The sequence below is a fragment of the Paenibacillus sp. N22P23 genome (assembly GCF_059383735.1).
The window spans coordinates 1,502,538-1,516,964 of the sequence record NZ_JBXENT010000001.1 but is presented as its reverse complement, the minus strand read 5'-3'; the positions used below and the strand labels follow the sequence as shown (position 1 = coordinate 1,516,964).

Below are 14,427 nucleotides of genomic sequence, written 5' to 3'. Positions count from 1 at the left end.
GGTGAAAGGATGATGCATGATGAAGCTTCGAGATGGACGGACGCTTTATTATGGCAAAGGCGATGTGTTAACCTATCGAACCTATGCGGCTCCGCTTGTTGTAGCGCCGATTCCGGAATCACCGTACAGTGGCGAATCCAATATTATTTTTGCGCATAATGTGACGTTCTCGGTCAGCAGCGAGGTACTGCTCAGCTCGTTCAGTGAAGGTGACAATACGCAGGTTGTGGCTACCGACTCCATGAAAAATTTTATTCTTCGTCATGCTGCGAGTTACGATGGGAACACGACAGAAGGTTTCCTAGCCTATGTCGCAGAAGCGTTTCTGGCTCAGTACCCGCATATTACGGATATCGAGATTACTGCCGATCGTATTCCTTTCCATGTCATTCAGGTGAGCTCGGAAGAGGGGTTTAACGAGAGTGGATTAGTGTTTCGCCGATCTCATAATGAACATGCGCATGCCTCCCTGGAGATGAAACGCGCAGCCGATGCCAAAGCGGTCGTGGTCAATCATTCCAGCGGTATTGCGGATTTGCAGCTCATTAAAGTGAGCGGGAGCTCGTTTTACGGTTTCATCCGTGATGAATATACGACATTGCCCGAAAGCTTTGATCGACCTTTATTTATTTACTTAAATCTTAATTGGCGATATGCGAAGGTTGAGGATGCATTTGACGGCGGTTCCTATGCTGCGGCAGAGCAAATTCGCGATCTTGCTCAGCAGGTGTTCCACGCGATCCAGTCTCCGTCTATTCAATATTTGGTCTGTCAAATTGGCCTGCAGCTATTAAATAGGTTCCCGCAATTAGAGGAGGTCAGCTTCGAATCCAATAACCGCACGTGGGAAACGATCGTCGATCGTGATCCTGTAACAGGAGCCGGCGTTTATACAGAGCCAAGGCCGTTATATGGGTTTCAAGGCTTCTCGCTCACGAGAGCAGATTTGGAGAGTGCTGCTTTTCAAAAGGCAATGGCCCATAATACGGCAAAGTCGGTTGTGTCGCCATGATGGGGCAATTAACCACGCATGTTCTGGATACGTCGCAAGGGAAGCCGGCCGCCGGGATGAAGATTCAGCTTTGGGTTCATTCCTCACTTGGCAAAGCGCCGAAGTTGATCAAGGAAGTACGGACAAACACGGATGGTCGCGTGGATATGCCCTTGTTAGGCCGTGGGGAATTGCACATTGGCGAGTACGAGCTGCTATTTGATGTTGGCGGCTATTTTGGAGATACGCGGTTTCTAAGCCTTGTACCTGTTCGGTTTATCGTCGAGGATTCTAGCTCCAACTATCATATTCCACTGCTGGTTGCGCCGGGGGGTTACAGCACGTATAGAGGAAGCTAAACTGGCAGGATTTTGCAAAATCGCTTGCGCAATGGTAGAGTATAGACTACCTACATACGTGCAAGGAGTGAGCATCGATGACAGATCCGCAGGCAAGCCAAGTCCATCCCTTTTACAAACATGCTGAAGAAGCGTTCAAGCTGCTGCCGGAAGCAACCGAAAGTTTAGCGAAGCTGAAAGAGGCGTTTGAAGCTGCCAATGAGGAGTTTCTGGCGATTGAGCTTAAACATATGCTGGCAAGGCTGGAGGAGCTGCGCGTATTGTTCGCGGATGGCCCAACAGGTTAGAGTATGGAAAATGGGCTAAGCAGCTTGTTGTGCTTAGCTCTTTTTTGTTTATTTATGATTGTCACCCAGACGCCTTTATTCATAATTTATGGATAAAGGACGGTGATCAGGATCATGCGCGTAACGATTACAATGGCATGTACGGAATGCGGTGACCGCAACTACATGACGACCAAAAACAAGAAAAACAATCCCCAGCGTCTGGAGCTTCGAAAATATTGCCCGTCGCATAAAAAAGTAACGCTTCATAGGGAGACTCGCTCATGAGCAGAAGCGGGGTGAATGGATGAGAATCACAATTGCTGCTGTCGGGGATTTGTTGATGAAAAAGAAGATGATCGCATCGGCTCAGCGAGAAGGCGGATTCGCCCCGATTTTTGCGAAAGTGAAGCCTTATCTGCGAAATGCCCATTTCACGATAGGTAATCTGGAGACGACCTTCTCTGGTTCCAATTTTCGCCCAGTGCGCGGAAAACTGTTGTTCAACTCCCCGGATAAATTTGCTGGTACGCTTCGAAGTTTGGGTTTCAATGTAGTAGGCACAGCCAATAACCATTGTATGGACGGGAAAGTCTCTGGTTTGAAGAGGACATTAAACGTCCTCGATCGTTACGGTGTGCGGCATACGGGGACGAATCGTTCCGCCCAAGAAGGACGCAAAAAACTGATTGTTAACGTAAAGGGAATCCGAATCGGAATATTGGCGTATACCAAAGGAACGAATGGGATTTCAGTGCCTCAGACGTGGTTGGTCAACCGTTTAAATCGGAAAAAGATGATTGCGGATGTGCGCAGTTTGAAGCGTAGAACGGATTTTATCATCGCTTGCCTCCATTTTGGGAAAGAATTTCGCACTTATCCCGACCGCGGCCAAATTCGGCTCATGCAGCTGTTATTTAGAAATGGTGTGAATGCAGTGCTGGGAGCGCATCCTCATGTGCTGCATCCGATACGAATGTCTAAGATGAAGGACATCGACGGACAAATTAGAAACCGAATATCGGCATCTTCGCTGGGAAATTTCGTATCCACCGAACTCCCTCAGCATACCGCAAGACTCCGAGGTACGATTTTGCTATTAACCATAACGAAAAATGCAAAAGGAAAGACCGATGTGGTGAAAATGTCAAGGGTGGCAACCCGGATTAAACAGAATGTAGGGAAAAATAACGTTTATCGAGTCGTGCCGGGGTGATAGGCACCTGAAGATGGCCAGAAGTGAAGCAGAAGCTTCGCTTCTTTTTATTATGTCAACCGAACATGGTAATCCATCAATAATCGTGCAGAAGTGGCAGATACAAATATTGCGCTCAACAATTATTACGGCGGGTCGAGGGAGAACCTAATCATCAGTAGAAAGGAGAGGATCCGAACATGTCTGCACGAACACGAACACGAACACAATCGCAACCTTTACCGGGTAAAGACGATGACTTCTCGCTTAAAACCATTATTGCGCCGCTTATGGCGATTATCGTAGGTATGATTATGGTTATTCTCGATAGTACGGTCGTCAATAACGCCATTCCGCATCTGGTGGATTATTTCGATACGGATCTGAAGACGATCCAATGGACCGTTACCGGTTATACGCTTGCTTTGTCTGCTGTAATTCCGCTTGCCGGTTGGCTGACGGATAAATTCGGCTCCAAACAAATCTTTCTTCTGACGATTACGTTGTTCACCATTGGTTCGCTCTTATGCGGTATTGCGCAGACGCCGGAACAACTGATTATTTACCGAGTTATTCAAGGCCTAGGCGGAGGTATGGTGTCCCCAATCGGTATGGCGATGGTATTTAAGCTTGCGCCTCCCGAACGGCGCGGATCGATTATGGGTGTATTAGGCATTCCGATGCTGATGGCGCCGGCTTTTGGCCCTGTCTTGTCAGGATGGTTGGTGGATTCAGTCAGTTGGCATTGGATCTTTATTATTAATTTGCCAATCGGCATTATTGCATTCTTTCTAGGCGTTAAATATTTGCCAAAGTCCGATCGTCATCAAGCGCCTCATCTGGATGTTATCGGCATGTTCCTTGCTCCAATTGCGTTTACCATGCTTGCCTTCGGGGTGAGCGAAGGGGGGACAAGCTGGTCTTCGACGGCTACAATTACGGGACTGACAGTCGGCGGATTTGCATTAATCGCGTTTATATTCGTGGAACTCAGGCAGGAGCAGCCGCTCCTGGAACTGAAAGTGTTCAAATCATCGGATTTTACCCGCGGTATTATTTTGACGTGGATCGTGCAGCTCGCGTTGTTTGGCGCCATGTTGATTGTTCCGCTGTACCTTCAAAGCGTAAAGCATTACACAGCTCTAGAGACCGGCTGGATCCTAATGCCGCAAGCGCTTTGCGCAGGCATCGGCATGCCGATCAGCGGACGGTTATTTGATAAAATCGGGGCTAGACCGCTTGCATTCTGTGGTTTGGCCGTCGTCTCTGCTGCGTTGTTTATTTTATCCACCGTATCGGTTGGTACCAGTCTGTGGCTTATCATTGTATCCGTCTGCATGATGGGACTTGGTATGGGCTTCTCCATGATGCCGCTGAACACACATGTTCTGAACTCGGCACCTCGTCGGTTGGTCAGCCGTGTAACGCCTCTTACAACAGCCGCACAGCAAGTTGTTGTATCCTTCGCGGTTGCCGGACTTACCGGGTATCTGACTTCGCAAATTACTTCCCATTCGGCAAGCGCTGAGCAAGGGGCAAACCCGCTTACGGCAGTTGTAGCGGGATATGGTGATACGTTCTTCCTGTCGGCATGTATTGCAACGGCAGGTGTTCTTCTTTCACTCATCCTACGCAAACCAAGATTGAAGGAAGAGGATAAAGTAACGACCGGAGATGAAACGGGAGCAGATGCGGCTATGATGATGGGGCACTAACTGGTCTCATGCAGTCGATAAAGTCTCGACAACCATTTTTCATCTTTTCGTACTCCTCATCTTGCCTCCGCGAAAATCTAACGAACCGTAGGGACGTTATTGAGCCGAATTTCGGGGCTTCGAGAATCTAACGAACCGTAGAGGCGTTATTTGGGGATAATAGGCTCTAATATAAGCCAAAACCATCAAATAGAGCCCCCACGGTTCGTTAGAAATATTTAGGAGCCATGAATGGACAAATAAGCGCTGTACGGTTCGTTAGATCATTCCACCGACTACGGTGATGACTGCGATCTGCCAGAACATAACTAGATCGTCAACCACCTGTCCAAGCACCGTTCGGCAGCGAACGGTGCTTTTCTATGTTCATGCAACCGAGCCTGCACAATCTACCAGCTCGACATAGTGATATGTCTCGCGCCATTTACTCTAGCATCTCATAGGATAGAGGAATGGAAGAGTAGAGGAGGCGTCCCCTTTGCCGATCTTGGACACTGGGCTGCTGATTAATCGAGAACGCAGACGAACGGCGAGCCTTAGAATTACGGTAATGAATCGCGGAAGACAGCAAGCATCGGCAGGCATTCAGGTGTATACGATTGCCACTGAGGCAGCAGCATCAATGGATTCGAATCTAGTAAACAGTGATCAAGTAGGAGGGGGGTATGGGAAGCTCGTTATGCGCCGGTTGGCTATTGTGGAGCTGCAGCCTGTCGGTTATTCCAGCGGTACTTTCACGGTTCAGCATGAGGTTAAGGAACTGGATCAATTTGGCGTTAGTATTACGGCAAACGGTCTTGCGGCCGGTGAAGTGTTTGCTACGATGGCGGAGCTCGATGACAAAGGTGAGGTGATCGCCCAGCATAATTTGCAGGTGATGTCGTCGCTGATGGATGAAATGATGCACGCATACGTCGCGAATCATACCGGGCACACGGTAACGGTCATTCAGACGGCAACCAATACGAGAGTGGCAACGATTCCGTTCCCGGTTGGCAGCAGTCCGCGTCAGCTTGATTTTACTCCGAATGGGCGAGAAGTGTTAGTGACCTGCCAAGGTGATAAAACGGTCAAAATCATCAATACGCTTACGCATACCATCGTCGGCGAAATTACGTTCCCGGTAGGTGCGGTGCCGCTTGCGGTTGCCGTGTCGCGCAATAGCGGGAAAGCTTACGTGACGACCATGGTGGAGGACTATATCGTCGTCATTGATACGGAAACACGTTCGCTCATCAAGTTGATTGCGCTCCCTTCAGGCAGTGATCCCGTTGCGGTAGCAATTGCGCCTGATGGACAGAAAGCCTATTGCTGTTTGATTAACAAAGGCTGCATCGCGGTAGTAGATACGATCACCCATGCCATAGTATCCACAATAAGGCTCCCTCATGGCTCTAAACCGTCTGCAATCGCATTTACGCCGGATGGCGAGATCGCGTATGTAACCGACGTGCAATTCGAACGCGTTTATGCGATTCGGACCTCTACGCAAGCCATTACGGCTACGATCAAGCTGGATCCGGGCAATGATCCCCAGAAGCTTGTTATTACGCCGGATGGCGCTTTAGCTTATGTTGCTAGCCGAGGTGGCGACGAGATCGTGGTCATCAATCTGTCGCGCAATGAAATTCTAACTCGTATTGAGCTGCCGGCAGGCAGCAATACGAGCGATATCGCGATAACTGCGGATGGTTTGAAGGTATATGTGACGATACTAACCTTTGGCTATGTTGCGGTCATTGAGGTTGCCAGTCAGCTGCCGATTGCGATTCTGCCGACGGGCAGCTTCCCATCTGGCGTTGCTATTTCACCTATACTGCTGGATTAACCAAACAAAGCCGCGGACGGAAAGGAGCTTCAGAGCTCATTTCCGCCGCGGCTTTATTTCCATCGTTCCATCTATAAGGGCAGCCATGCCAGCACACGCTGGATATGTTCGTCCCAATAACCCCACTCGTGTTCTCCCGGACCTTCCTCATAGGTAAGAGGCAGTCCGAGCTGCTGTGCATGTTCACGGAACCGCACATTATGGCTGTATAAGAAATCCTCGGTGCCGCAGCATTGATAGAGCTTCGGAACAGGCTGGCCCGATAAAGCCAACTGCTCTGCAGCCAGGAACAAGTTGTTCGGCAGCGCCTCCACCTTTTCAGGTGATCCGAAAATCAGGTTATAATCAAGAGAGGAGCGATCCGTAAAGTCTCTCAAATCAAGTGCGCCTGACAAACTCGCTGCAGCCGCAAACGACTCCGGCTTATTCAAGGCCAACTTAAATGCGCCATAGCCGCCCATGGACAAACCTGCTACGAAATTATCTTCTCTACGCTCCGACAGGGGGAAGAAAGAACGAGCAATTGCCGGAAGCTCCTCGCTGATAAATGTCCAATAATTGCCGCCGGATACCATATTGGTATAGAAGCTGCGATGTACGGCAGGCATAACAACAGCGATGCCAAGTGCTGCGACGTAGCGCTCGATTGATGTTCTTCTAAGCCAGATCGTATGATCATCCGATAAGCCATGAAGCAGGAACAACGTCTTATGTTTCGTCTGTCCGGCATGAGAAGCCATCCCAATTTGTGAGGGAGCAGCCTGTGGTAAAATAACGTTCATCGACATAGATAAGCCAAGCACTTCCGAATAGAAATCGCATTGAATTAGAGCCATCCTGTTCATACCTCCGGTTTGTTCGCATTTGTTAGGATCTGACAAGCTATTCTTATTTTACATGCCGATATCCCATTCAGCCAGTGAGAAAGGAATTACATATTCATGGAATTCATAACGCCTTCGTCAGCACTTGGGGCAGAGTTCGATACGGAAGAACTTCGCAATCATCTGGAAGCATGGAAAATAAACGATGTCGTCATCCTGCGAAGCGGTCAGCTGCTGTGGGAATGGCATGAGAAGAACATCGACCGAGTTGGCGCGATTTACTCCTGTACGAAGAGCATTCTCTCTGCTTTAATCGGCATCGCCACCCAGCAAGGTCACATTAGCGGTATCGACGAGCCGATTGCCGACTACTTTCCCGCACTTGCTGCAACGGATGATGAACGTAAACGTTCCATTCGAATCAAGCATCTGCTATCCATGACGTCCGGACTGGATTGGCCGGATTTCGATAAGCCGTATTGGAAAATGAAGCGTGCGGACGACTGGATCTCCTTCATTCTCTCGCAGCCGATGGCGCATGACCCGGGAGAAGCTTTTGCCTATAATTCCGGCGGTTCTCACTTATTATCAGCCATTCTGACGAAGGCGACCGGTCAAACAACCTATGCTTACGCGGAGGAGCATTTGTTTCAGAAACTGAACTTTCGTAAACCGAGATGGAACAGTCACGACGGCATTTACGAAGGTGGAGCGGGATTACATATGACATCCAGAGACATGGCGAAATTCGGACAGCTATATATGCAAGGCGGGATGTGGAATGGAGAGCAGGTTATTCCGCGGAGCTGGGTCGAAACGTCAACCTCGATTCATCATAAAGGACTGGCTCATTATGAACCCCCGATATTCGGTGAATACGGGTACCATTGGTGGATCTCAACGGAGTCGCATAATGGGGTCGTAGACATATGCTTCGCCAAAGGCTATGGGGGACAATACATTTTTATCGTACCGTCTCATGAACTGGTGGTTGCAATTCGCAAAGAGCCTGAAGGCAAGAGCAGCGCGATGGCAGCCAAACAGCTGCTCTTCCAACATATCCTTCCGTTCTGTTCATAATCTGTTCAAAAACCGCTGATATGCTTAACGCGTACTACAGAATAGATACGCAGGGAAGGAACTGATTACAATGAACGACCAAGCAAAACCAAGCGGCGGTTGGAAACCGCTGTTACGATTGATCGGTCAAACAAGACCGTCTAAAGGACTACTTATTACGGCCATCTCGATGAGTTTGATCGGGACATTAATTTCGCTTATCATACCGCTGTTTACGAAAAATCTCGTGGACGGCTTTTCGATCAGCAATCTCAGCTGGCAGCAAATTGCGCTATTTGGCGGCATCTTCGTATTGCAAGCACTAGCCAGCAGTTTCGCGATGTATATGCTGAATGCGATTGGACAGCGAATTGTCGCCAACTTGCGCGACCGGCTATGGAAGAAGCTGCTGAAGCTGCCGATTCCGTTCTATGACAATCATCGCACCGGTGAAACGATTAGCCGGATGACCAATGATACGGGTGTCGTGAAACAGCTTATCTCAGAGAATGTAACGAATTTCTTAACCGGGATTATCTCGGTAATCGGATCGGTTGCTGTATTGTTCTACATGGATTGGAAAATGACTGCAGTCATGCTCGGCGTTATTCCGATTGCTGCACTATTCCTCGTCCCGCTGGGCCGTCAAATGTACATCGTTTCGAAAGGGCTGCAAGAAGAAACTGCATCCTTCACAACTACACTTACACAGGTTCTATCAGAAGTTAGACTTGTGAAATCGATGAATGCCGAGAAACGCGAATACGCAGCCGGCAGTACGAGAATTAACAGTCTGTTCAGCTTCGGTCTGAAAGAAGCGCGCATCCAAGCCATGATTGCACCGCTCATGTTTTTCGTTATGATGATGCTGCTGGTTGTCATTATCGGTTACGGCGGAATGCGGGTATCTTCAGGCGCTTTGTCGGCCGGTGAACTCGTTGCCTTTATTCTATATCTCATTCAAATCGTAATGCCGATGACGCAAATCACGTCATTCTTCACGCAGTTCAAGAAAACGGTCGGCGCAACAGAACGAATTATTACGATTCTGGATTCACCGGAAGAAGATCACGAGGGCGGCAAACCGGTTGATCGTGCGGATCAGGCCATTTCCGTCAACGATCTCAGCTTCAATTACTCGAACGGCGAACCCGTACTGGCTGATCTGAATTTCCGTGTAGAGCCGGGGACGGTTACGGCAATCGTAGGGCCAAGCGGCGGCGGGAAAACAACCTTGTTCTCACTCCTGGAACGGTATTATGAGCCGACAGGCGGGACAATCAAGCTTGGTAAGGAATCCATAGACAACTACAATTTGAGATCGTGGAGAAGCCAGTTCGGGTACGTTTCGCAGGAAAGTCCATTGATCGCAGGCACGATCCGAGATAATTTGTGCTACGGCATGGATCATGAAGTAAGCGACGCTTCGATTGTTCATGCGGCGGAAATGGCTTATGCCCATACATTCATCAGCGAGCTGCCAAATGGTTATGATACGGAAGTCGGGGAACGCGGAATCAAACTCTCCGGTGGTCAACGTCAGCGGATTGCCATCGCCAGAGCGCTGCTGCGTGATCCGAAGATTCTCATGCTCGATGAGGCAACATCAAGTCTTGACAGCAAGTCTGAGGTTGTCGTTCAAGAAGCGCTTAAAAATTTAATGACAGGGCGTACGACGCTTGTCATCGCACACCGGTTGTCAACGGTAGTGGATGCCGATCAAATTCTATTCATTGAGAAAGGGAAGCTGACCGGAAGCGGGACACATGATGAGCTGCTTGAATCGCATCCCTTGTACTTGGAATTTGCCACGCAGCAGCTTCGTTTGAATGAGAGAGAAACCGTAGAATTAGAGTAGTCAGCTTGGACGAGCACGTGTATAGTAAAGTGTGGTAATTTTATAAACTGTATAGGTCTGAGGAGGAACATTTAGATGCAAACGAAGTTTCTGAAAGCATTGTGGGGAATGGAAGGCACATATCGGGATATGTTTACCCGGATTCAAGCAGCAGGTTTTGACGGTGTTGAGACACCGATGCCTGAAGCCGATCAAGAGAATGAATTCAAGGAGCTGCTGGAAGAGTTCAAATTTGACTTTATCCCGCAAATCTTCACAGGCGGCGCTGATCATGCAGCAAGTTTTGCTGAGCAAGTGGAGCGCGCGGTTTCGTTTAAACCGCTCTTCGTGAACTCCCATAGTGCTCGTGATCATATGACGTTTGAGCAGCAAGTCAGCTTCTTTGAACAAGCGCTTGCAGTAGAACGCGCAACAGGCCTTGCGGTTGGTCATGAAACGCATCGTCAACGTGCAATGTTCACGCCTTGGACGACAGCTCGTTTGCTTGAAGCGCTCCCTGAGCTCAAAATCACAGCAGACTTCAGCCACTGGACTTGTGTTTGCGAGTCACATCTGGAAGATAACAGAGCGGATATCGAGCTTGCGATTTCCCGTACGCTTCATATTCATGCACGTGTAGGCTACGCGGAAGGACCGCAAGTACCAGATCCTTCGGCACCGGAATACGCTTATGAAGTGTCATTGTTCGAAGGCTGGTGGAAAGAAATGATCCTAAGCCGTGCGGCACAAGGACATGCTGTTTCAACGGTTGTGCCTGAATTCGGACCTCCGGGTTACATGCACACACTTCCACACACGAACCAACCGGTTGCGGACCTGTGGGAAGTTAACGATTGGATCTACAAACGTTTCCGTGAAAACGTGAAGAAATGGCAAGCCTAGAAATTTAATAAAAAATAATTGCAATTTCCATTCTCAATGATAATTATTATCACTGTTGGCTATACTACGGTATAGAAGGACAGGACGAGCCGCCTTCTGGTCGAGGCGGCTCGTTGTCGTTTCATCACATTTTGTTATGCAAACCAAGCATCTTCGTTAAATTTTCGCTTCAAAGGTTTTGCAATCTGTCTCTTCGGAATTGTTCGCTTGTTTCCCGCGATTACTTACCACATAAATGGAAGAAGCGTTGCAATGGTTGCCTGCAGCCCAATGCTTGCAGGAATTAACTTCGCAAAGTACATCTTTCGCCATCTGAACTCACCTCCGTTCTCATTTAGGATGGTCGTTTTGGCATGCCTTTTATACCCTAGCCGCAGAAGTTTATTGCCTGCAAAGCTGTAAAGCGGCTATGATAGGGAGCAAATAGAATGTAAGGGCTGACGATGGCGATGGTGCGCAAGCGTTTAATGTGGATCATGTATAGCGTGGTAACAGGGATTGCAGTGGGTTCGGCAGCTGCTTTGTTTCTTGCCGGGCTCGAATATGCAACTTATCTTCGGAATTCCTTTAATTGGTTAATTCTGCTTCTGCCAATCGCAGGAGCCGGAATGAGCTACTTATTTGTGAAATATGGGGCGAACACCGCTAAGGGCAATAACCTCATCATTGAACAAATACGTCGCGGTGATAATAATATCGATCGCTATGAACGCGTCCCTATTAGGATGGCTCCCATCATCCTGCTGGGCACATGGATCACTCATTTATTTGGAGGCTCAGCCGGCCGGGAGGGGACAGCTGTTCAAATAGGCGGCAGTCTGGCTGACTGGTTCGGAAGGGCATTTAAGGTGAGTGCAGCTGGCAGGCGAATCCTTCTGTTATGTGGAATAAGTGCTGGATTCGGTGCGGTATTCGGAACGCCGTGGGCAGGCGCGGTCTTTGCACTTGAAGTTGTAATCATGGGCAGGAAGATTACGTATAATGCGATCTTGCCATGTCTCATTGCAGCTTTTGTAGCGAACTATACAACGAAAGCTTGGGGAATCCACCATATGGCATACAGTATGGGCGGCAGCATTCCTTCGTTTAGTTTGGTTGTTCTATTGAAGGTGTTGTTGGCGTCTGTATTGTTCGGGTTGATGAGCCTTCTATTCACGACTGCGATTCAAGTTGTCAAACGCATCTCCACGAAGCTGGTTCCGCTTGCTCCGATAAGAGCATTCGTTGGTGGTTTGCTCATTATTGGATTAGTTTTCGCCGCTAGTACCCGTGAGTATCTGGGGTTGAGCTTGCCGCTTCTAGTGCAATCATTTCAAGAGCAGCTGCCTGGAGCTGCATTTCTATGGAAAACGATCTTTACCGTTGTAACACTCGGCACAGGTTATTTGGGCGGAGAAGTTACGCCGCTGTTTGTCATTGGAGCCGCACTCGGCAATGCACTTGCGCCACTATTGCATTTGAGCATCGCATTTATGGCCGGGCTCGGATTAATTGCGGTATTCAGTGGAGCTGCCAATGCACCACTGGCCTGTGTCGTTCTTGGTCTTGAACTCTTCGGCACCTCAGGTGCCGGTTATATGCTGCTTGCATGTATCATCAGCTATATGTTCTCTGGTCATAATGGAATCTACAGCTCACAGCTAATTGGTGTTGACAGGCCGCGCTATTATATTAAAGTGCCCGGACTACGTGCGCTGTATACGATACGAAAAAAGGGAAGAAACGCTCAGCAATGAGCGTTTCTTCCCTTTTTAAAATCATTTACTAGGATACACGGCGTGCAGTAGCATAGTGATCTTTCCACCAACCGGAATTGATGCTCGAAATCATGACGCCTGGCTTGCCGTAGGTGTGAATCATTTTACCATTGCCGATGTAGATGCCGACGTGATGAATCGGTTTATAGAAGAAAACCAAATCGCCTGGCTTCAAGTTGCTCTTACTTACATAAGAACCGACTTTGGATTGACTCTTGGACGTACGCGGAAGCGTAGTGCCGTACTTCTTAAACACATATTTTGTGAATGAAGAACAATCGAAGTAACGAGTTGTTGAAGTGGAAGCTCCAAACTTATAGGGTGTACCGAGATATTTTTTGGCTGTGCTGATCACGCTGCTTGCTTTCGCAGCTGATGTTGCGTGTGCTGGAGTTGCTTGTAGTGCTGCTGTGCCGCCTGCCAGTAAAGTGAGGCTTAATGTGATGCTCATAACAAGTTTGCTGATTTTCGTCTTCATGCTGAAATTCCCCCTGTGATGTTCATCTAAGTAGTTTTTATTGCCTGGGACAAATGACCTAGGAACACTATAGCACATAAAAAAATCCCAACATTTACTTGGTAAGCGGATTCACAAGGAATGACAAGGGTTTCAGCCGAAGTATGAGAAATGCATTAGAAAATCTTCATCGAACGAATATTGACAGACGCAGCCGAATACTATCATGGAATGATGAGGTGACAAAGGGGCGTTTGAAGGATGAATTACTTCTATATCGGCAGTATTGTTGGGGTTGCAGGCATGTCCGTATGGTCGATAATTCGTACCTATATAAGAAGTGAGTTCATCAGCTGTATGGCCGGAATGATGATTGCGATGACGATTGGTATGATGACAAGCGTCACAGTTGGTACGATCGCAGGCGTTATGTATCCAAAGGATTTGACCTTCCCGACAGCAGCTTCCGTGCTGCTTGGGCTTGTCTGTGGTTACCTGGCAGGGAAACCGATCAGTACGATGGCTGCACTGGACGGCATGCTCGCAGGGATAATGGGAGGGATGATGGGGGCAATGCTTGGCGTCATGATGGGCACTCATGCCGCCATGATGGTGCTATTCGTCGATGTGTTGTATCTATTCATTCATCTGGTTGTTTTACAGCTGATTCGGGAAGAATCACAAGAAGTGAATATAGAAGCGCAGGAAGGCAGTAAGCAGACGCCGCTCCTGCATCCGCTCGTATTCGGTCTAGGCATATTTGTGCTTGCTGCCGTGTTTCTGTATCAAGGTTAGGCGAGGTTGTATACCCCCTGGAGGTATGATATAGTGATGCTAAGAAAGGGGGATGTGGGATGAACCATAGCGAGCATGAGCATTGCCACGATCAAGCTGGTTCTGTTCGGCGAAGTGCGCATACCGATGAAATCAAGAATAGCCTGATTACGCGATTGAACCGAATTGAGGGACAAATCCGCGGCTTGAAGGGGCTTATTGAGAAGGATACCTATTGTGATGATGTGCTTAATCAGATCGCTGCAGCTCAGTCTGCCTTAAATGGAGTCGGGAAGCTGCTGCTCGAGCATCATATGAATAGCTGCGTTATCGAACGCATTCAGCAGGGAGATCATGAAGTAGTAAAAGAACTGCTTGTGACCATGAACAAGTTGATGAAATAAAAGGCCGACAGACCGGAAGAGCAGGCTGTGCGGTCTTTTTTACACCTCTTGTAATACC

The 14,427-nt window shown here is 48.5% G+C and carries 16 protein-coding genes; 13 read left to right on the top strand and 3 right to left on the bottom strand.

Features of this window, described 5'->3' with window-relative positions; genetic code table 11:
* Positions 1-16: 16 nt before the first annotated feature.
* The 7 genes from pucL (at position 17) to AC506A_RS07195 (ending at position 6,354) form a co-directional block, all read left to right on the top strand.
* Positions 17-1,012, top strand: a complete 996-nt coding sequence (gene pucL, locus AC506A_RS07225) for a factor-independent urate hydroxylase (RefSeq protein WP_495460285.1) — start codon at positions 17-19, stop codon at positions 1,010-1,012.
* The gene (uraH, locus tag AC506A_RS07220) at positions 1,009-1,350 is read left to right on the top strand and encodes a hydroxyisourate hydrolase (RefSeq protein WP_495460284.1); all 342 of its coding nucleotides are present in this window, start codon (positions 1,009-1,011) and stop codon (positions 1,348-1,350) included. Before pucL ends, uraH begins: the two co-directional genes overlap by 4 nt.
* A gap of 77 nt (positions 1,351-1,427) precedes the next feature.
* Positions 1,428-1,637, top strand: coding sequence for a hypothetical protein (locus AC506A_RS07215; RefSeq protein WP_495460283.1), 210 nt, complete (start codon positions 1,428-1,430; stop codon positions 1,635-1,637).
* 114 nt (positions 1,638-1,751) lie between these two features.
* Positions 1,752-1,904, top strand: a complete 153-nt coding sequence (gene rpmG, locus AC506A_RS07210) for a 50S ribosomal protein L33 (protein WP_495460989.1) — start codon at positions 1,752-1,754, stop codon at positions 1,902-1,904.
* Positions 1,905-1,923: 19 nt separating this feature from the next.
* Complete coding sequence (locus AC506A_RS07205; RefSeq protein WP_495460282.1) at positions 1,924-2,832, top strand: CapA family protein; 909 nt, start codon at positions 1,924-1,926, stop codon at positions 2,830-2,832.
* Between the two features lie 179 nt (positions 2,833-3,011).
* Positions 3,012-4,526: an MDR family MFS transporter gene (locus AC506A_RS07200; RefSeq protein ID WP_495460281.1), complete on the top strand. Its 1,515-nt coding sequence runs from the start codon at positions 3,012-3,014 to the stop codon at positions 4,524-4,526.
* A gap of 478 nt (positions 4,527-5,004) precedes the next feature.
* Positions 5,005-6,354 carry a beta-propeller fold lactonase family protein gene (locus tag AC506A_RS07195; protein ID WP_495460280.1) on the top strand — a complete coding sequence of 450 codons (1,350 nt, stop codon included), beginning with the start codon at positions 5,005-5,007 and terminating at the stop codon, positions 6,352-6,354.
* Positions 6,355-6,425: 71 nt separating this feature from the next.
* Here the strand turns inward: AC506A_RS07195 and AC506A_RS07190 are convergent, their stop codons facing one another.
* A complete protein-coding gene (locus AC506A_RS07190) occupies positions 6,426-7,190 on the bottom strand; it encodes an alpha/beta hydrolase (RefSeq protein WP_495460279.1) in 765 nt (254 codons plus the stop codon).
* Positions 7,191-7,295: 105 nt separating this feature from the next.
* Between AC506A_RS07190 and AC506A_RS07185 the strand changes: the two genes are divergently transcribed.
* From AC506A_RS07185 to AC506A_RS07175, 3 genes are all read left to right on the top strand, one after another.
* Positions 7,296-8,258, top strand: a complete 963-nt coding sequence (locus AC506A_RS07185) for a serine hydrolase domain-containing protein (protein ID WP_495460278.1) — start codon at positions 7,296-7,298, stop codon at positions 8,256-8,258.
* A 64-nt stretch (positions 8,259-8,322) separates the two neighbouring features.
* Positions 8,323-10,095, top strand: coding sequence for an ABC transporter ATP-binding protein (locus tag AC506A_RS07180; RefSeq protein WP_495460988.1), 1,773 nt, complete (start codon positions 8,323-8,325; stop codon positions 10,093-10,095).
* 75 nt (positions 10,096-10,170) lie between these two features.
* Positions 10,171-10,977, top strand: a complete 807-nt coding sequence (locus tag AC506A_RS07175) for a sugar phosphate isomerase/epimerase family protein (RefSeq protein ID WP_495460277.1) — start codon at positions 10,171-10,173, stop codon at positions 10,975-10,977.
* Between the two features lie 156 nt (positions 10,978-11,133).
* Here the strand turns inward: AC506A_RS07175 and AC506A_RS07170 are convergent, their stop codons facing one another.
* The gene (locus AC506A_RS07170; protein WP_090983801.1) at positions 11,134-11,289 is read right to left on the bottom strand and encodes a DUF1540 domain-containing protein; all 156 of its coding nucleotides are present in this window, start codon (positions 11,287-11,289) and stop codon (positions 11,134-11,136) included.
* Positions 11,290-11,444: 155 nt separating this feature from the next.
* Between AC506A_RS07170 and AC506A_RS07165 the strand changes: the two genes are divergently transcribed.
* Entirely contained in the window at positions 11,445-12,713 is a 1,269-nt protein-coding gene (locus AC506A_RS07165; RefSeq protein WP_495460276.1) for a chloride channel protein, read from the top strand.
* Between the two features lie 28 nt (positions 12,714-12,741).
* Here AC506A_RS07165 and AC506A_RS07160 read toward each other — a convergent pair whose 3' ends face one another.
* On the bottom strand, positions 12,742-13,212 hold the full coding sequence (locus AC506A_RS07160; protein ID WP_495460275.1) for a C40 family peptidase: 471 nt from the start codon (positions 13,210-13,212) through the stop codon (positions 12,742-12,744).
* Between the two features lie 240 nt (positions 13,213-13,452).
* Between AC506A_RS07160 and AC506A_RS07155 the strand changes: the two genes are divergently transcribed.
* Positions 13,453-13,986, top strand: a complete 534-nt coding sequence (locus tag AC506A_RS07155; protein ID WP_495460274.1) for a hypothetical protein — start codon at positions 13,453-13,455, stop codon at positions 13,984-13,986.
* Between the two features lie 59 nt (positions 13,987-14,045).
* Positions 14,046-14,369, top strand: a complete 324-nt coding sequence (locus AC506A_RS07150; RefSeq protein WP_495460273.1) for a metal-sensitive transcriptional regulator — start codon at positions 14,046-14,048, stop codon at positions 14,367-14,369.
* The last annotated feature ends 58 nt before the right edge of the window (positions 14,370-14,427 follow it).